Genomic DNA, 18,436 nt, shown 5'->3' on the forward strand with positions numbered 1-18,436 from the left:
ATATAGATCACTATTAACGGGAAAGTTTGCACTGAGTCATATTTTTTAAACAGTAAATTAAGTTCTTATTGATGTTTTGCGCTGCAAAAGTAGTCTTGTAGCTGAAGTTAAACACGGGTTCGTGAAAACTAAAAAAATATGATTTAGTCGGATTTAGATTTTTGACTGACATATGGGAGAGTTATTCGGTGTCTTCGGCGGCCAACCATAAAGACACGAATAAACAGCTAGTATTTTTTAGGAGTTATTCCATGGAAAAAAGTTCAAAGCTTTTTAAAGTTTCCGCTTTAACCGCAGCACTAATTGGTATTACCGCAACCCCAGCACATGCCAGTGATAATGAGTTTCTGGATGGTGCGTCACTAAACGGTGCGATCAATGCCGAGCATCGTTATCGTCAGAAAGATACGTCGACAGTCAATGATGATTACACAGCGACTGCCGATTATACCGTTTATAACCTTATTCTTGGTTTCGAGTCTGGCTACCATGATGACTGGCTAGGTTTGGACCTGTCTGGTTATTTCTCAGGTGCTATCGCTGGTGACGGCGAGGAGTGCGCAAGTGAAGCGATTCTTTGTGATACAGACGGTCCGTCTGGCCAAGATTTCAAAATGACCACAGCTGCCATGAAGTTTAAGTTTGGCGAGTCCGTTACTAAGCTTGGTTATATTCAGTCGCACGGCATTGGTACAGTAGGTAACGTTTGGGCCTTTGTTCCAGGTACTTACCGTGGTGCGAGTGTTGTCGCTCCTTTTGGCGATTGGAAACTTGGCTATTTGATTGCGGATGAGTTCACTGCACCTTGGCATCGTACTGAAAAAGATCAGTTTGGTGAAGACGGCCGTATACCGTTTAACTTCATCCACTCGCTAGGTATTTCAGGCTCAATTAATGATAACTGGGTACTTGATGCTGGTATTGGTCATGCTGAACTGGTTGAAGGTGATGATACAACGGATATCTCTTACCGCTTCTATACGCGCTACCAGATCGCTGATGACATGTCTATTGCGTATGATGTATATGCGACAGACTCTGAAACTTCTTATGGCGGCTTCGGTATTACCCAAGGTGTTTCTTTTGCCAAGAGCTTTGACAAGTTAACTTGGAACTCTGAAGCACGTTATGTGACTTCTGAAAATGATGCTGGTGTTGCACCTCGTACGGTTAAAAACTACGCAACTAACGGTTCTGTATTTAGCCAGTGGTGGGATGCTACAACTGACTGGGATGCTTCTGGTCAGCTATCATGGTTCAACCGTCTAGCTTATAACTTTGACAGTGGTCTGACACTAGGTGGTGCATTTATTTTCTCTACTTTAGATGACAATGACGTTAACCAGTTCGACAGTGAGTACGCGGTTACTGCTGACATTACCTACAGCATTCAGACTGGTGCATTAAAAGGAACGGCTTTCAACTTACACCTTGTACATAACGAGCGTGACACTAATGAAAACTTTGTTGATGGCCAATGGCCATGGGAAAGTTCTCAAGACGCCCGTCTACGTGTAATGATTCCATATAACTTCTTTTAATTGTAAAAGAGAATGAAGGAAAAGCAGGCCAACTGGCCTGCTTTTTATTTTTAAAGATAAATAACTCTGTACTTTATTGATAGATTTGTAAAGTTAGCGCTGAGAATTATACCCTTGACCAGTGATTTTATATTTACAAGGGGGGAATTTAGAGAGTTATCTTTATTTCCCTTAAAAATTAAATAGTAATCATTTGCAGTCCATAAGTCACCCTCTATACTCATTGTGAGGTACATCACACTTATAGGGGGTATTATGAGTAAAAAAGTAATTGCAATAATCACCTGTGCTTTATTGGCATTACCTGTTTCTTTATCGGTAAGTGCTTCTGGAGGCAGTGAGGGCCAACGTGGTTTTGGTCAACAATACTGTAAACTTCCATCGGGAGAAAGAATATTTGTTCCTTGGCATATTTGCCATGCTAAAGGTGGTAAAACAACAAACTAGTATTACTACCAATTTAATCTATTAATAGAGAGGAAAGGAGTCCTCCTATTATTAACCTGCGTTATGAGAGCTTGGCGATAATTCAATATTACACACGGACAAACTTATTTTATTCCTTTCTAAAACATTAATAACAACACCTTCTAACCTCCACGAAATCTGCGCCTGCTCACACCTTTCGCCTAAATCGTTCTAAATGGGCTAAATCTCACCTTCGAATTTTGTTTCGGTTGTGACTCATAAATACAAATGAGTAATAATTTTGCGGTATTTCGCACAAAACAAAATGTCGAGTTATCTTTATGTTTTCTGATATTTTTTGGTTAACCTGTTGTTTTTTATTTGATTATGTTTTTTGATATTTTGCTGATTTGAAGGCTGTCATGAAAATTTTGCTCCTATCTTCACGCTGAAAAAAAAGCAGGTAGCCTTAGCGGTGATTAGATTAATCACTATAAAAACTTGTTCGCATGCCTACGGCGGCCAACTGGGGCATGCATACAAATACAGCTATTATTTTAGGAGTATCTCCATGGAAAACATGTTCAAACGTTCGTTATTAAGCGCAGTGGTAGTCGGCATTATAGCGGGATCGGCGGTTACCGCAGCTCCATCTGCTCAGGCCAGTGCTTTTTTTGAAGACTCATCAATTAACGGAGCAATCAATTTTTGGATGCGTGATCGTACCCGTGGTGGCTACGATGCCTATACTGGCCAGGATACACGCAAGACACCAAACCTGGACCACGGCTCAATTTATACCAGCCTTGGTTTCAATTCGGGATACGCCAGTGATGTTGTAGGCCTGGACTTAAATGTTTATGCAACCTTTGATATGTGGTCAAACGCTTCTCCCGATCATGAAATGAACTTCTGGAACGTTGATAATCCGTATGACCAGAACCCGGCTATCGATGAGTGTCAAAACGTGACGGCCAATGACGAGACTGGTGAGCTGGAAGAAACGAATAGCCAGTGGAACAGCAGCTGTACCGACAATGGAATCAGCTACCAGACGGTGGCAGCCAAATTCAAGCTAGGCGAAGACGGCAGTGCCAAACTGGGTTACTTCCAGCCATCTGTTCCTTCTGCAATCGGCGTTAACTGGAGTTATGCGGCCGGTACATGGCTCGGTGGTGAGGTAGGTTATAAATTTGATAATCTGGAGCTGGGTGTGGTTTACGGTACCAAGTACAAGGCACCGTGGTTCAAAGATACTTACAACTTGCGAACAACTAATGGTAAAGATGCCGGTGACGCCTACTCTGTCGGCGCGCGTTATACCTTCAACAATGGTTTGTTGCTTGATGTTGCCTATGCCGGTTTGACGGATGGTGACCGTAAGAATGCCCATGTAAAAGTGAATAACACCTTGGACAATGGCTGGTACCTTGCCGGTCAGCTGTATGTTGTCGATGATGATGAACAATATGATAGCACAGCTTATCAGCTGGTCTTCATGTCCGCGAAATCCTATGGTGCTTATTCTGTTCGTGCCGAAGCGACCTATACTGAGGCCGAGTCGCTTGATTCAAGCGTCGTTGGAAACATGTCTTACCGCCTGACATCGGCATATGGTGGTTCAAACGGCACTTATGATGTGTGGTGGAACAACCGCTCAGACTTCAACCATGATGGTGAGTTTGCCGGATTTGCTTCTGTTGCACGTGACTTTAGTGACCTGGGGGCCCAGGGCTTCAGTGCCGGTGTCTCGGGGGCCTTTGGTATGGCCTCTTCAGATATTAGTGGTGTTGATGATCTGTTTGAATATGCCGGCAGTGTTTTCGCCAACTATGCTATTCAGGGGGGGGCGTTAGAAGGGGCAAACCTTGGCTTCTATTACACGGAATACATTAATGATACCGATGTCGGTAACTGGGCACCATACACGAACTTGTTCCAGGACGAGTCTGATATCAAGGTGACACTGACTATTCCGTTTACGGTTAAGTAACCCGAGTTATTACCAGTTTCTCTCTATGTGGCCGGGCTTTATGCCCGGCTTTCTTATAATAAATGCGGGCAAGACGTTTCAGATGTGAGATGAATTATTTCTTTGTTTCAAAAAATAATTTGGGTGGATTTTGTAAATTTGCCGCTGTTCTATACTCAACGGTGATTTAGTTCACACTGATGAGAGGGTGTATGAAAACGTTATTTACAGCCAGTTTTGCTCTGATGATGTCACTTTCCTCACACTTTGCGATTGCAAGCAATAATGCCGGCGGGGCGCCTGCGATGCCAATTTACCGTTGTGTTATTGATAATGACAACGGTGTTAAAGAAGAGCGGGTACCACACCATATTTGTCTGCAAAAAGGTGGCAAAACAGTTTTCTAGTGTGTCGGGTCGCTTGAAAGCATTCGCGCTGACAAGCGACTTCCCCGTCTTCCTTGCCCGCCACTGATGCTTCCCGCTTTGATATATTTGTACAATTGGTTCACAGTGCTAAAATAGCAGCCAATTTTCGTCAGGCAGCCCTAAGCGGCTGCCTGGCTCTTCTATCTCATTTAGGTATTTACAGATGACGGTTAAAACTCGCTTTGCACCTAGCCCGACAGGCTTTTTGCACGTAGGTGGTGCTCGTACAGCTCTATATTCTTGGTTATTCGCAAAACATATGGGTGGCGAATTTGTTCTTCGTATTGAAGATACTGACCTTGAGCGCTCTACACAGGAAGCGATTGATGCCATTCTTGAAGGTATGGAGTGGCTAGGTTTGAACTGGGATGAAGGTCCTCATTACCAGACTAAACGTTTTGATCGTTACAACCAGCTTATCGATCAGCTGATTGCCGAAGACAAGGCCTACAAGTGCTACTGCCCGAAAGAGTTGCTTGATGAACTGCGTGAAGAGCAGATGGCTGCGGGCCTGAAGCCTCGCTATGATGCTGATCACCCTAAGGTGGTTGCAGCAAACGGCGCAGCGACCGAAGAGTCTCCGTATGTGATCCGTTTCCGCAACCCGAAAGAAGGCACGGTTGTTTTTGATGATCATGTTCGTGGTCGTATTGAGATCGCGAACAGTGAGCTTGACGATCTGATCATTCGCCGTACCGACGGTAGCCCGACGTACAACTTCTGTGTTGTAGTTGATGACTGGGATATGGGGATCACTCAGGTTGTTCGTGGTGAAGACCATATCAACAATACACCGCGCCAGATCAACATCTACAAAGCACTTGGTGCACCGGTCCCTGAGTTCGCGCACTGCGCAATGATCCTGGGTGATGACGGCGCTAAGCTGTCTAAACGTCACGGTGCTGTTAGCGTGATGCAATACCGCGATGAAGGCTACTTGCCTCAGGCGCTGCTAAACTATCTAGTACGTTTGGGCTGGTCTCATGGCGATCAGGAGATTTTCTCTCTGGAAGAGATGGTTAAGCTGTTCAGCCTGGACTCAATCAGTAAGTCAGCCTCTGCGTTCAATACTGATAAGCTATTGTGGCTAAACAACCACTATATTAAGACTGCTGAGCCGGAATATGTGGCTAAGTACCTGCAATGGCACCTGGATCAGAAAGAAATCGATACTGCCAATGGCCCGGCGATTACTGATGTAATTGCATTGGTGGGCGAGCGTTGTAATACCCTGATTGAACTTGCTGAACAGTCTCGTTACTTCTACCAGGATTTCAATGAGTTTGAAGCGGGCGCGGCGAAGAAACACCTACGCCCGGTAGCCAAGGAAGCACTGGCTCTGGCGCTGTCGAAAGTAGAAGCGCTGGCGGAGTGGACAACTGAAAACCTACACAGCGTGATCAAAGAAACCTGCGAGGAGCTTGAAGTTGGTATGGGTAAGGTCGGTATGCCGCTGCGTGTTGCAGTAACCGGTCAGGGCCAGTCGCCGTCTGTTGACGCGGTGATGCAACTTGTTGGCAAAGAGCGTGTCGCTGCACGTATAAATATGGCACTGGCATTCATTGCAGAGCGTGAAGCGAGCGCATAAGCTGCTTTGTTTTGTTGCGATGATTGCTAAAAGCGGAAGCCTCAGTGCTTCCGCTTTTTTATACGCCAATGGCTCAATGTATCATCTTTCTTGCACAGGTTTATTTAAAGTCGGTCGACCAGTTAATGCTAAGTGTGATCTGTCTAACGTTTTTGCTTTGCTGATTACACATTCGCTTTTATCTTATTGACATGAATTCATTAAGTTTTTATTATCAGTCCCACAATTTGGGGCTATAGCTCAGCTGGGAGAGCGCTTCGCTGGCAGCGAAGAGGTCTGCGGTTCGATCCCGCATAGCTCCACCAAATTTTCCTGTCGGATACCTACTAAGGTAATGCGGCAATTAAAGAAACCTCGCTCTATAGCGGGGTTTTTTGCTATTTGGCGTTTAGAATCTGGCATTCAGAAATGCCGTGAGTGATTATCAGCGAAAGCAGTAGGCTGCCACTATATTAGCGAGCAGATAAACATTTTTGGGGGTATTAAATGATTGTTAGCTTTGAAAGCCAGAGGTTATGAGTTTGAAGAAATGTGAGGTTGGGCTAGTTGCCAAAGAGAAAATGGCGCTCCCTGCAGGAGTCGAACCTGCGGCCTTCCCCTTAGGAGGGGGACGCTCTATCCAGCTGAGCTAAGGGAGCATCAAGTCATACTTGAATTACCATTATACCTAAAATATTACTGATTTTAAGTAATTAGTGTTAACGAGGCAGCTGCTTGGTCAGTAAATCACCAGGTTGAATGCTGCTCGCCAGATCGGCTTGCTCGACGGAAAGCTCGGTCGATTTTTCGTATACGCGATCTACCGTCAGGGTAATGTCTGTCTGCACCATTCGATTGCGCGGGATGCCCTGTTGGTCAATAAAGCCTGCGCTGTGCCAAAGCTTCAGCTGATCGCCACGTTTTACCCCATGAATACGGCCAATATTGATTTGAACCTTGTTTCCGTAGACGTTCACGACTTCAGGCAGGCTTGTTCGGCATGAAAGGGCACTTTCGAGATCAAGCATCATGTTGCGACTAACCCGTTGTACAGCCTGGCCATAGCTCGACTGCCAAAAACGGGCACTCTGGGTATCGACCTGGCTGACACGAGAGAATGGCCACTCGGCAACCTCACGATAGTTATTTTGCATCAGCACTTCACCGGTTTTGCCATCCATTATCTTGAGAGTGGCGGCAAATTGACGGTTTATTTTATCGCTCTGGAGCAGTTTTTGATCTAGGGTCGATGTCAGGTCAGTAATTTGACCGTTGATAATATATTGGGCGTCATTATCTTCAGCCAGCATCATCATGGCGGCAGGTTGCCCGGCATTTACCGGCACGCGAGTGATCCCGGAAACCACAAAACTTTGTGATTTTCGCTCAATCTGGCGTTTTAGCATAAACGAAAAATCGTTGCCGAGCTGATAGACACCACCCATCGCGGCGTGCTGAGGCGAGACGATGTCGAAGCTGCCTAGCAGTACGCCTTTTTTGTATTGGATTTTGTGGCAAGTATTTGCCGATGGGTAAACATCAATACGTGCCGTCAGGTAATATTTGCCGCTTTTCTTACGAGTTTCCGTCACCATGACATGGCGCACTTCATTACCGCTAAACTGGTACTCGTCACGGACAGAGGCCAGGAAAGGCTTTAGGTTTGGGAAGCTGGCAAGGTCGGCACCGGCATAGCCCATCGCCTGATAAACGGCATCTTCCAGCGCATTGGTTCTGGCTGTCTTTTCACTTTCAAGCATAACGGCAGAACCTGTGACCTCAAGCCAGGCGGCATTAAGCTGAAACGCGGCGATAAGACATAGGCTGCTCAAGGTGTTAATAATTTTTTTAATCATATTTTAACTTCGGTATGAAAATTGCTTGCTGTGTGATTAGCTAAAGAAAATTGCCGTTTCTTTAATTCAGTTTGGAACATCTATGCAAAGAGTGTTCCTAGTAGCACTTTTTGAAACGGCGAGATAATAACGAGTAAAGTTTTTCTTTATACGAACGATAACAGGCTACAAGTCTATTTTCATCCGGAGCTGGCAAGAATGAAAAAATGGATAGTCCTGATACTGGCAGCGATGACTGTATCTTGCTCTTATTCTCCGATATATAACGGTAAAGAGCCCTATATGGGAAGCTCTTTTCTGCTAAAGGAAACGCCACGTCATACGATGGATTTCTTTATTGAGGGGCTGACTGAGCAGTTGGTATCATCGAACCAGTACCTGACGGCAAAGACGCCACTGGCTGTGACATCATTTGTTGACTTGCAGGAAATGAATGAAACCAACTGGTTGGGTAATTCCGTAACGGAAGGTTTCATGTTCCAAATGCAACAGCGCGGTTATACCGTTGTTGACTATAAAGCGACAGGTGCAATCAAGGTTACTGCTGATGGTGATTTTGCTATCAGCCGCAACTGGCGTGAGCTTGCTGGTGAACAGCCAGTTGATTATGTACTTACTGGTACGATGTTGCGCCAGGGGGCGGGGGTATTGGTTAATGCCAGGATCATCGGTATGCGCTCGCGGGTTGTGATTGCCTCGGCGCAAGGTTTCCTACCGGCCGATAGAATTGGACGTGACCTAGATACTTTGAATAAAATGCGGATTCAGAATGGCGTTATTATTCGCAGCGAAGTGAATACATTCGACCGCAATACTGTTGTCTTAAAACCTTAGGAGTTGTTATGCGTTACTGGTTTCTGCTAGTTTTCATGGCGTTGGCGGGCTGTCAGCCTTTAACAGAGATCCGTAATGATGATCTGATCACTTCCGTTGGCTATGCCTCTATCAGTGAGCAGCGTGGCCGCACAATTGAAGAAAAGCGTGTTCGGGCGATGCGTGCATCGAAAATTGATGCCTACCGTGAACTGACTGAGCAAGTTTACGGTATGCGTATAAGTGCCCGTGCGGAGCTTGAAGATCAGCAACTTGGTGTAGAAAACACCGATGGTGCGGTAGATGGCATTATCCGAGGTGCCGAGGTGATCCGTAGCTATCCTGTCGGCGACAGCTTTGTGACCGAGATGCAGTTGGATCTTCGCAAAATGGACAAGATGAAAAAACATGGCGAAGTCTTCCATGTTCCTACCAATCAAGAGACCATGTTCTAACAGCGCTTAGAGCAGCATTCCTATTTACAACATACTTGATCAAAAGGTGTACTCGTAGCGAGCGCACTTTGTTGTTGTTGAAGGGAAGAGATGCTGGGCGGTATCCGCTGTCAGATTTTGACAGAAATAAGGGAGTCGATGAGTTGATCTTGGTGCTGGGTCTTTGAACCTGGATTTTGATATCAGTGCGCAGGCCTTGCTATTGATTCTCTTATGCCTTGATATTGGTTCCCAATGAGCGGATGTTCTGTGCCACCCCTTCACTGTTATAGGTCATTTGTTGCTTGCCGCGGCTTTGCTGGAATAGGTTATTTAATTTATGGAAGCTAAGTTGGGCACGCTGTAGTGCTTCGCCGTTGACTTCATTGATCTCTTTGCAACGACTGACGATTGCTTTTATCGACTCAACTTTCTGTACATATTCCGGGTTGTCGACAAGCAGTTGGCGTTGGGCATGGCTGGAGATCTGGTGATCCTGCTGTTGCACTTTGTTGAGCAGGGCAAGTTTATCGTTGGCGAGTTTGGCGATGTCTGCCGCTTTTCGCTCGACAATAGCTGCTTTTTCTTGTTCAAGCAGGCGAGAGAGTGACTCCAATGTTGCAAGTTGCAACTCTAGTAATTGTTCAATACTTTGGGCCATTAAGTTCTCTCTGATAGTGCGTCATATCGAGCCTGCCTGGCTAGAGGCCACGAAGCTCGTCTTCAAATTTCATCATATTGGATGCCAGCTTGTCGGCATCGACCACATAAGAACCGTTGGAAATCGCATCCTTGATCGCCGCAACCTTGGCACTGTCAAAGCTTGGTTCAGCAGCGAGTTGCTGGTGGATCTGCCCGACCGCCTTGCCCTGAGAGCTGAGCGAAACGGCATCTTTGGGTCCACTTGGCACAGATTGCTGACTTTTTGCAGCCCCTGATGTCGATCCTGATACGTTGCCATGATTGCTGCGTGCTGTGGTCATTGGATGACCGGAGCGTAGCTGATCAATACTTGCCATAAAAAAAGCCTTTGCACAATTTACTAGAGACAGCCATTACTTCGGCAGGGTCTGTAATAACTTTAGCATTTAATTAAAAGTTTACGGTGACTTCACCGACGCCGGTGATAATACCATCGACAACACGCTTTGACTTGGCATTTTGTACCCGTATTTGTTCTCCGAGCGAGCCGTCGGACAGTGCTGTCCCTTTGGTAACAATATTTAGCCCGCTGCGACCAGCCTTGATAAGGACGGCATCATTTCGACAAACAAGGCAGATATCATTGCCCTGTATGGCGTCTCCCATGTTAACATTTCGCTTTACTTTAGAGCCAATGATTTGTTGTGGGTGCTCGAAAACCACCCCGCGCTGAAACCGGGTCTCGATCATTTGTACCACCAGATCGGAGGCGGACAGTACTGCGCCACGAGCCAGTGGCTTGGCGGCGACAACCCGGGGAAGGAGCTGCTTGACCCGAACCGGGACATAAACCTGCCAGCCTTCGGTGCTGCAACTGACCAGTACCGTGATATTGCCCGTCAGGGATTGCTTGCCGGGCACCGAGGTCTTAAGCGGCTCGGAACAGGTGCTCAGTTTTAGCCGGGAATCTAAATGTGCAGCCTTAACAGTGAGTTGGCCTTTAGGGGGAGATTTGACAATTGTTTTGACATATTCTTCCGCGGTATGCTGTACCATATCTAAGCTATTTTGTGGTGCTGATGACACAAAAGTGCTAAAGAAAAATGCCAGTAGGCCGAAAAAAATGGTTAAGAGTGTTAAATGTGTTCTTTGGGTCACGGTTTTTACTCTTTAATGCAAGGTCTAAGGGGCTACAATTAGCCTCAGCTCATCATATGTGATTTGCAATGAGAATTCTCATTTAACACGTATAGAAATAAAAAACGCATAACATGGAGTCACCTTATGTCGGGGATACTTGATTCAGTGAATCAGCGCACCCAGCTAGTCGGCCAAAACCGTTTGGAACTGCTAACCTTCCGGTTAAACCGACGTCAGCGCTATGGGATAAATGTATTTAAGGTCAAAGAGGTGCTTCAGTGCCCGAAACTGACAACAATGCCTAACCTGCACCCGTTGGTAAAGGGTATTGCCCATATTCGCGGACAAACTATTTCTGTTATTGATATGAGCCTGGCAACCGGTGGTCGCCCGATTGATGACCTGGACAACTGTTTTGTGATCATTTCGGAATTTAACCGTTCGATTCAGGGCTTCCTGGTATCATCCGTTGAGCGCATCATCAACATGAACTGGGAGTCGATTTTGCCGCCGCCGAAAGGAGCCGGCAAGGAAAACTACCTGACTGCGGTGACTGAAATCGACAATGAGCTGGTTGAAATTCTGGATGTAGAGAAAATTCTCGACGAGATCTCTCCGGTTGATACCGATATTAGCGGTACGGTCCTTGAGGAGCTGGTTGATGATATGCCGGTTATCCGTCGCGTGCTTGTTGCTGATGACTCCAGTGTTGCGCGCAAGCAGATCCAGCGCGCGATTGAAGCTATCGGCTGCGAGTGTGTACTTGTTCAGGATGGTAAAGAAGCCATTGAGAAGCTCAGGGAGATGGCCAAAGACGCCAGTATTTATGATCAGTTGGCACTGGTTATTTCAGACATTGAAATGCCGGAAATGGATGGCTACACCTTAACGGCAGAAATTCGTAATGATGCCAACCTAAAGGATTTACATGTTATCCTGCACACCTCATTGAGTGGGGTATTTAACCAGGCGATGGTTGAGCGTGTGGGTGCGAATGCTTTCATCCCTAAGTTTAACCCGGATGAGCTGGGGGCTGCGGTGAAGGCCGCTATGCCGGAATAATCGAATTAAAGAGTAGTAGATGACAGCTATAACAATTAAAGACCAGGAATACCGCGATTTTTGCCGTTTTCTAGAAGCGCAATGCGGCATTGTACTTGGCGACAGTAAGCAATACTTGGTTCGTAGCCGCCTGAGTCCGTTGGTCAGCCGATTTTCGCTATCATCTCTTTCCGAGTTATTGCAAGTAGTGATCAGTGGTCGTAACCGGGAGTTACGCGTTGCGGCTGTGGATGCCATGACGACCAATGAGACGTTGTGGTTTCGCGATACCTATCCGTATGCGGTGCTGGGGGATAAAATTTTGCCGGAGCTTGCTGCCAACAAGCGCCCGATCAAAATCTGGTCATCGGCAAGCTCTTCCGGCCAGGAACCGTATTCGATCGCGATGACGGTGCTGGAAACCCAAAATCGTCGCCCTGGCATGATTGCCGGCGGTGTTCAGATCACGGCGACAGATATCTCGCAGACTATGCTGGATACCTGTCGTGCCGGGGTTTATGACAATTTGGCATTGAGCCGTGGGCTTTCCCCGGATCGCCGCCGTGTTTTCTTCGAAAACAACGGTGACGGCCGAATGAAGGTCAACGACAAAGTGAAGCGGATGGTGAACTTCCGGCCGCAAAACCTGAAAGACAGTTATGCGCTATTGGGTAAATTCGATGTAATTTTCTGTCGCAACGTACTGATTTACTTTTCGCCGGAAATGAAGGCGAAAGTACTGAACCAAATGGCTGCCAGCTTAAATCCGGGCGGTTACCTGCTGCTGGGTGCGTCCGAGTCACTGACCGGCTTGACCGATAAGTTTGAGATGATCCGCTGTAACCCGGGAATAATTTACAAGCTCAAATAGATTTAAGAAAGAGCAGGACCCAGAACCCAACGTTATCGAGGAACATCCCTAGTTCCTCGATACTTACCTTCCAACCCTCATTATCTTTAAAACTTGGCACACCATTTGCTTATATATCAATAACGATTTTTGGAGGCAGCTATGTCCATCTCTTTTGATAAAGCATTAGGTATTCACCAGCACACGGTTGGCGTGCGTGCCAAGCGCGCGGAAACACTGGCCAGCAACATTGCTAATGCCAATACCCCAGGCTACAAAGCAAAAGATATCGACTTTCAGCGTGCATTGAATGCGGCAACGTCAGAGGCAAAGATTGGCCTGAGCCGCACTGATGGTCGGCATATATCTGCCTCCACCAAAATAATGGGCGAGCAAAAGTACCGTGTACCCAATCAACCGGATACCGGTGACGGCAATACGGTAGATGCGCAGCTTGAGCAAAATCTGTTTATGCAGAACTCACTGGAATACCAGGCATCACTCGACTTTCTGGGCTCCAAGTTTAAGAACCTGAGCAAGGCATTAAAAGGAGAATAATAAATGAGTTTGTTTAACGTTTTTAATGTCACAGGGTCGGCGATGAGTGCAGAATCTGTTCGTCTGAACACGACGTCCAGTAACCTGGCCAATGCCAACAGTGTAAGTAGTTCTGCAGAAGAAACTTATAAGGCTCGGCACCCAATTTTTGCAGCAGCGCTGCAGAATGCCAGTTATCAGCGTGATGAAAGCGTGCCGGTACAGGTAAAAGGCATTGTTGAAAGTCAAAAGCCGCTACGTGCCGAATATAACCCGCAGCACCCGATGGCGAATGCTGAAGGGTATATCTACAAGCCGAATGTCAACGTTATGGAAGAAATGGCCAACATGATTTCAGCTTCTCGTTCCTATCAGAGCAATGTCCAGGTAGCAGATGCCAGCAAGCAGATGCTAATGAGCACATTGCAGATGGGCAAATAAGGGTAAGGAGTAACTGTTATGACCAGTATTAACGGCGCAGGTCAAAGCAACTTGTCCTACCTTGATCAACTCAAGGGGATGCAAGAGAAAAAGCTTCAGGAAGATCAGAAAATTACTACTGGTCAGAATGAACTGAAGCAGGAGGATTTTCTCTCGTTGCTGACCAAACAGCTTGCCCAGCAAGACCCGTTCAAACCAGTTGGTAATGATCAGATGATTGCCCAGATGGCATCGTTTGCCACGGTTGACGGGATCAACCAGATGAATGAGCAGTTTGGCAGCCTGAACTCTGCCATGACCTCGAACCAGGCGCTGCAGGCATCCTCGCTGGTTGGCCGTGATGTACTTATCCCTAGCTCGACTGGGGTGAAGCAGGCTGAAGGTGGTATGGCCGGCATGGTTAGATTGCCTCAGGCGCTGGATAATATGATGGTCAGGGTCGAAAACGAGCAGGGCCAGTTAATTAAAACCTTCGATATGGGCGCTAAACCGCCGGGCGAGCATCGCCTTGAGTGGGACGGCACCGATGAAAGTGGCAATGTCTTGCCGGAAGGTCGCTATCAGCTAAAAGTTGCCGGGCTGGTTGATGGCGAAAGCCGGGAATTTGATGTGTCTACCTATGCAAATGTAAACAGTGTGTTGCTTGGTAATGGTGATGGCAATGTCATGCTTAACCTTGCGGGCTTTGACTCGCCATTCAAACTTGCCGAAGTACTTGAAGTCGGTCAGGTATAACAGGTCTTAGGAGATTCATAACATGGGATTTAATATTTCACTAAGTGGTATTGGGGCATCACAGAAAGACCTGAATACCACCAGTAACAACATTGCCAACTCGAATACTTTCGGCTTTAAAGAGTCGCGTGCTGAGTTTGGGGATGTGTATTCAAGCTCGGTATTTTCGAACGCCAAGACCACAACTGGTGGCGGTGTTCAGACATCGGTAGTTGCACAGCAATTTCACGAAGGCTCCAGTATTTATACCAACAACCCGATGGATCTGCGGATCTCGGGCAGTGGTTTCTTTGCGGTTGCCGATGACAAGCTGCAGCCTCAGAACAACAGCCTGACCCGTAACGGTGCTTTCCACCTCAACAAAGACAATAACATTGTCAACTCGGAAGGCCAGTACCTGCTGGGCTATAAGGTTGATCAGGAAACCGATCAGGTGACCTCCTATGAATCTCAGGCAATGAAAGTGCCGGATCAGTTTGGCCAGCCGAAGGAATCAGAGAATATCGAGATCGGCGTGAACCTGCCGGCCTCGGCAGAGGCGAAGAACCCGAGCGAGTTCGACTTTACAGATCCAAGTACCTATAACAAGTCAACCTCGCTGACGATGTACGATTCTCTGGGTCAGCCTTATAAAATGACCACCTACTATGTTAAAGACAATGGTGGTACAGGTGGTGCAGCTCCTGCTGTTGATGCCGATGGTAACCCAATTCCAGCCGACCCGGCTGCTGAAGGTGCTGCTGCGGCAGACGGTGCCGAGAACCGTTGGGCGGTGTACTACACCGTGACGGATGGGTCCGGTGAAAAAGCAGTCGATGTTAACCTGACACCGGAAGGTGATGGTGAGGTTGCCACTGGTGATGCAAACGGTCCGTTGGCCAGTGGTCATCAGGGCCACTATGTAGAATTCAATACTGATGGCTCGGTGAAATCTGTCAACAACGGTAATCCGATTCAGACCGAGGAGCTGGGTGCTGCCGGTGCTGGGGTTGATATGAACGGCGCCAGCGAGACACAGAAGCTGAACATTCAGTTTGAAGACCCGACTCAGTATGCTGCGCCGTTTGAGATCCGTCGTTTTAGCGAAGATGGCGCAACCACCGGTTTCCTGGCAAAAGTTGACATCGATGCTAAGGGGTCGATTGTCGCGACATACAGTAACGGTGAGAACGTGACGCTAGGCCGCGTCGGTATGGTACGTGTGCCGAATGAACAGGGGCTGGTATCGAAAGGCGGTACCCAGTGGGTAACGAGCCAGGATTCTGGCGCGGCTATCTGGGGTGAGGCCAGCCAGGGGGCATTCGGTGGTATTAAGAGTGGTACCCTTGAGCAGTCAAATATTGATATGACCCAGGAACTGGTGGATCTGATCACAGCCCAGCGAAACTTCCAGGCAAACTCCCGTGCGCTGGAAGTAGATAACCAGCTTCAGCAGACAATCTTGCAGATCCGATAAGCAAGAGGCGCTAGCGACGCGCAATATTATTGCCGCTTTATTGGCCTTGTGTCGATTAAGCGGCAAATCTTGTCCTTGTCCGTCATAAAATTGTCCCTTCTTTGCCCCTATTCTGGGCGAAAATCCTCAATTCGTTGATTTATTACACTATCTTAATGGTGGCATAGTTATTGCTTGATATTCACTAGATTGTGATTGGAGAGTCAATAATGGATCGTTCACTGTATTTAGCCATGAGTGGTGCCAAACAGGATATGTATGGCATGCAACTACATGCCAACAACCTGGCCAACGTGAGAACAACCGGTTTTCGTGCCGATCTCGAGCAGGCTCGTAGCATGCAGGCATACGGTGAAGGGCTACCGTCTCGCGTTTTTGCGATGACCGAGCGTCCGGGACAGGATTTTTCCCAGGGCTCTGTCATGACAACCGGGCGTGATCTGGATGTCACTGTCGAGGGGGATGGCTGGTTGGCTGTGATGGATCCTTCAGGCCAGGAAGCCTACACCCGTGCAGGTCATTTGAAAATCGACCAGACAGGTATGTTGCAAAACAGCAATGGCAACCTGATGTTGGGTGAAAATGGCGGTCCGATCTTTATTCCTCTTCCAATCAGTAAAATTGAGATCGGCAAAGATGGAACCATTTCAGTGCTTCCTCAGGGGGCACCGCCGGAAGCGATGGAAGTCGTAGACCGCCTTAAGCTGGTTCGCCCGGATAACCGTGATATGTATAAAGATGTCAATGGTTTATTCAAATCAAAGACCCCCGGTGAAGTCTTTGATGCCGATGCCGGCGTGACCCTGCTTAACGGAGCGCTTGAAGGCAGCAACGTTAATGCAGTCGGCGAAATGACCAGCATGATTGACTTGCAGCGTCACTTCGAAATGCAGGTCAAATTAATGAAAACAGCAGAAGAAATGGATGCGGCATCATCTTCACTGCTGCGTTTAGGCTAACCGATAATAAGGAATAGAACATGCATCCAGCTTTATGGGTAAGTAAAACCGGTCTTGACGCTCAGCAGACAAATATCTCGACCATTTCGAATAACCTTGCGAACGCCTCGACGGTCGGCTTCAAGAAAAGCCGGGCCGTCTTTGAAGATTTGTTCTATCAGAATATCAACCAGCCGGGCGGTCAGTCTACACAGGATACCGAATTGCCGTCGGGTCTGATGCTGGGCGCTGGTTCGAAAGTGGTTGCGACACAGAAGGTCTTTACCCAGGGAAATACCCAGACAACCAACAATGCAATGGACATGATGATCGAGGGAGACGGTTTCTTCCAGATCCTCCTGCCTGACGGCAATATGGGTTATACCCGTAATGGCCAGTTTACTATTAACGGTGAAGGCCAGCTGGTGACTACCGGCTCAGGCTATGTCTTGCAGCCTGAGATTGTCGTACCGGAAGATGCGGTTGGGATAACCGTCGGTACGGATGGTGAGGTGTCTGCCCGTATTCGAGGCCAGCAGGAGAACCAGGTGCTGGGTCAGATCACAACGGTTGACTTTATCAACCCGGGTGGCCTTGAACCTATTGGTCAGAACTTGTTCTTGCCAACCGGTGCCAGCGGCGATGCCCAAGAAGGGGTGCCGGGTCTGGACGGGTTGGGTTCGGTTCGCCAGTCTATGCTGGAAACCTCGAACGTAAACGTGACGGAAGAGCTGGTCAATATGATTGAAGCGCAGCGCGTGTATGAAATGAACTCGAAAGTCATTTCAACCGTCGACCAGATGTTGAGCTACGTTAACCAGCAGTTATAACAGGGAGTTAATACCGTGATGAAAAAGCTCATTATCGCATTGGCTGTTATTCTTTCGGGGTGCTCGCAGCTGCAGATGGAAGAGTCAGATATCGCACAGGCGACGACGTCGGTGGATGCGGTTGAGGGATCAACAGAACAGGGGGGTGGCCTGATCGACATGCTGCGCCGTCGTGAAGACCCGCAAGCTGGCGATCCTGCCTGGGCTAGTATTCGTCCTCAGGAGAAACCTGAGCATTATGCGACGGCGACAGGCTCGCTGTTCAATGTTACTGGGGCTCAGGATCTCTATGATGATACCAAGCCGCGTGGTATTGGCGATATAGTCACCGTGCTGCTGGAAGAGAAGACACAGGCGAAGAAGAGTGCCAGCTCGGACTTAGATAAATCGACAGACCTGTCGATGGACCCATTGGCACTTGGCGGTCAGGAAATCAAGATTGGCGAGCGTAACTTGTCTTACGAGGTGAGCAACGCCAATAAGTTTGCCGGCAGTACCTCTGCCGATCAGAGTAACAGTATCAAGGGCTCTATCTCGGTTGAAGTGATTGATGTACTTGCCAATGGCAACCTGTTAGTCCGTGGCGAGAAATGGCTGACACTCAACACCGGTGATGAATATATCCGGGTCAGTGGTACGGTGCGGCCGGACGATATCAGTCAGGAAAATACGATTGCCTCGACTCGGATTGCCAATGCCCGCATACAGTATTCCGGTACCGGTGATCGCCAGGATGTCCAGGAGCAAGGCTGGTTGGCCCGCTTCTTTAACGTCAGCATTTAGCGCTAGTTTGTTTGAACGATAAGT

The 18,436-nt window shown here is 47.6% G+C and carries 20 protein-coding genes and 2 tRNA genes; 17 read left to right on the top strand and 5 right to left on the bottom strand.

The features are described from left to right. Positions 1-251 precede the first annotated feature (251 nt). The 6 genes from BIT28_RS11815 (at position 252) to BIT28_RS11835 (ending at position 6,242) form a co-directional block, all read left to right on the top strand. Positions 252-1,541: a hypothetical protein gene (locus BIT28_RS11815; RefSeq protein ID WP_075763879.1), complete on the top strand. Its 1,290-nt coding sequence runs from the start codon at positions 252-254 to the stop codon at positions 1,539-1,541. 255 nt (positions 1,542-1,796) lie between these two features. After that, on the top strand, positions 1,797-1,988 hold the full coding sequence (locus BIT28_RS29305; protein ID WP_139310461.1) for a hypothetical protein: 192 nt from the start codon (positions 1,797-1,799) through the stop codon (positions 1,986-1,988). Between the two features lie 532 nt (positions 1,989-2,520). Continuing rightward, positions 2,521-3,942, top strand: a complete 1,422-nt coding sequence (locus BIT28_RS11820; protein WP_075763881.1) for a multidrug transporter — start codon at positions 2,521-2,523, stop codon at positions 3,940-3,942. Between the two features lie 191 nt (positions 3,943-4,133). Continuing rightward, positions 4,134-4,328: a hypothetical protein gene (locus BIT28_RS11825; RefSeq protein ID WP_075763883.1), complete on the top strand. Its 195-nt coding sequence runs from the start codon at positions 4,134-4,136 to the stop codon at positions 4,326-4,328. A gap of 184 nt (positions 4,329-4,512) precedes the next feature. Next, positions 4,513-5,937 (top strand): glutamate--tRNA ligase, encoded by a 1,425-nt coding sequence (gene gltX / locus BIT28_RS11830; RefSeq protein ID WP_075763885.1) that lies wholly within the window; start codon positions 4,513-4,515, stop codon positions 5,935-5,937. A gap of 229 nt (positions 5,938-6,166) precedes the next feature. Next, a tRNA-Ala gene (locus tag BIT28_RS11835) sits at positions 6,167-6,242 on the top strand. 256 nt (positions 6,243-6,498) lie between these two features. Here the strand turns inward: BIT28_RS11835 and BIT28_RS11840 are convergent. Together BIT28_RS11840 and BIT28_RS11845 are read right to left on the bottom strand one after the other, a co-directional pair. Beyond that, positions 6,499-6,575 (bottom strand) — tRNA-Arg (locus tag BIT28_RS11840). 60 nt (positions 6,576-6,635) lie between these two features. Beyond that, positions 6,636-7,772, bottom strand: coding sequence for a flagella assembly protein FlgT (locus tag BIT28_RS11845; RefSeq protein WP_075763887.1), 1,137 nt, complete (start codon positions 7,770-7,772; stop codon positions 6,636-6,638). A gap of 198 nt (positions 7,773-7,970) precedes the next feature. Here BIT28_RS11845 and BIT28_RS11850 point away from each other — a divergent pair, with 198 nt between their 5' ends. Together BIT28_RS11850 and BIT28_RS11855 are read left to right on the top strand one after the other, a co-directional pair. Beyond that, positions 7,971-8,606, top strand: a complete 636-nt coding sequence (locus tag BIT28_RS11850) for a FlgO family outer membrane protein (protein ID WP_075763889.1) — start codon at positions 7,971-7,973, stop codon at positions 8,604-8,606. Between the two features lie 8 nt (positions 8,607-8,614). Further along, positions 8,615-9,040 (top strand): LPP20 family lipoprotein, encoded by a 426-nt coding sequence (locus tag BIT28_RS11855; RefSeq protein WP_075763891.1) that lies wholly within the window; start codon positions 8,615-8,617, stop codon positions 9,038-9,040. 211 nt (positions 9,041-9,251) lie between these two features. Here BIT28_RS11855 and BIT28_RS11860 read toward each other — a convergent pair whose 3' ends face one another. The 3 genes from BIT28_RS11860 to flgA form a co-directional block, all read right to left on the bottom strand. Then, positions 9,252-9,680 (bottom strand): flagella synthesis protein FlgN, encoded by a 429-nt coding sequence (locus BIT28_RS11860; RefSeq protein WP_075763893.1) that lies wholly within the window; start codon positions 9,678-9,680, stop codon positions 9,252-9,254. Positions 9,681-9,720: 40 nt separating this feature from the next. Beyond that, entirely contained in the window at positions 9,721-10,038 is a 318-nt protein-coding gene (gene flgM, locus BIT28_RS11865; protein WP_075763895.1) for a flagellar biosynthesis anti-sigma factor FlgM, read from the bottom strand. 73 nt (positions 10,039-10,111) lie between these two features. Further along, positions 10,112-10,819, bottom strand: a complete 708-nt coding sequence (gene flgA / locus BIT28_RS11870) for a flagellar basal body P-ring formation chaperone FlgA (protein ID WP_075763897.1) — start codon at positions 10,817-10,819, stop codon at positions 10,112-10,114. A gap of 126 nt (positions 10,820-10,945) precedes the next feature. Here flgA and BIT28_RS11875 point away from each other — a divergent pair, with 126 nt between their 5' ends. From BIT28_RS11875 to flgH, 9 genes are all read left to right on the top strand, one after another. Continuing rightward, the gene (locus tag BIT28_RS11875; RefSeq protein ID WP_075763899.1) at positions 10,946-11,863 is read left to right on the top strand and encodes a chemotaxis protein; all 918 of its coding nucleotides are present in this window, start codon (positions 10,946-10,948) and stop codon (positions 11,861-11,863) included. Between the two features lie 19 nt (positions 11,864-11,882). Next, positions 11,883-12,713, top strand: coding sequence for a CheR family methyltransferase (locus BIT28_RS11880; protein ID WP_075763901.1), 831 nt, complete (start codon positions 11,883-11,885; stop codon positions 12,711-12,713). A gap of 141 nt (positions 12,714-12,854) precedes the next feature. Further along, positions 12,855-13,250: a flagellar basal body rod protein FlgB gene (gene flgB / locus BIT28_RS11885; RefSeq protein WP_075763903.1), complete on the top strand. Its 396-nt coding sequence runs from the start codon at positions 12,855-12,857 to the stop codon at positions 13,248-13,250. A gap of 3 nt (positions 13,251-13,253) precedes the next feature. Further along, a complete protein-coding gene (flgC, locus tag BIT28_RS11890) occupies positions 13,254-13,670 on the top strand; it encodes a flagellar basal body rod protein FlgC (protein WP_075763905.1) in 417 nt (138 codons plus the stop codon). Between the two features lie 18 nt (positions 13,671-13,688). Beyond that, complete coding sequence (gene flgD / locus BIT28_RS11895; protein ID WP_075763907.1) at positions 13,689-14,405, top strand: flagellar hook assembly protein FlgD; 717 nt, start codon at positions 13,689-13,691, stop codon at positions 14,403-14,405. A gap of 22 nt (positions 14,406-14,427) precedes the next feature. Next, entirely contained in the window at positions 14,428-15,861 is a 1,434-nt protein-coding gene (locus BIT28_RS11900) for a flagellar hook protein FlgE (protein ID WP_075763909.1), read from the top strand. A gap of 209 nt (positions 15,862-16,070) precedes the next feature. Then, positions 16,071-16,820 carry a flagellar basal-body rod protein FlgF gene (flgF, locus tag BIT28_RS11905; protein ID WP_075763911.1) on the top strand — a complete coding sequence of 250 codons (750 nt, stop codon included), beginning with the start codon at positions 16,071-16,073 and terminating at the stop codon, positions 16,818-16,820. A gap of 20 nt (positions 16,821-16,840) precedes the next feature. Further along, positions 16,841-17,629, top strand: a complete 789-nt coding sequence (flgG, locus tag BIT28_RS11910) for a flagellar basal-body rod protein FlgG (RefSeq protein WP_075763913.1) — start codon at positions 16,841-16,843, stop codon at positions 17,627-17,629. A gap of 18 nt (positions 17,630-17,647) precedes the next feature. Then, positions 17,648-18,412, top strand: a complete 765-nt coding sequence (flgH, locus tag BIT28_RS11915; RefSeq protein WP_075763915.1) for a flagellar basal body L-ring protein FlgH — start codon at positions 17,648-17,650, stop codon at positions 18,410-18,412. Positions 18,413-18,436: the final 24 nt, after the last annotated feature.

Origin of the sequence: Photobacterium proteolyticum, from assembly GCF_001939735.1 — a bacterium.
Classification (GTDB): Bacteria; Pseudomonadota; Gammaproteobacteria; order Enterobacterales; family Vibrionaceae; genus Photobacterium; species Photobacterium proteolyticum.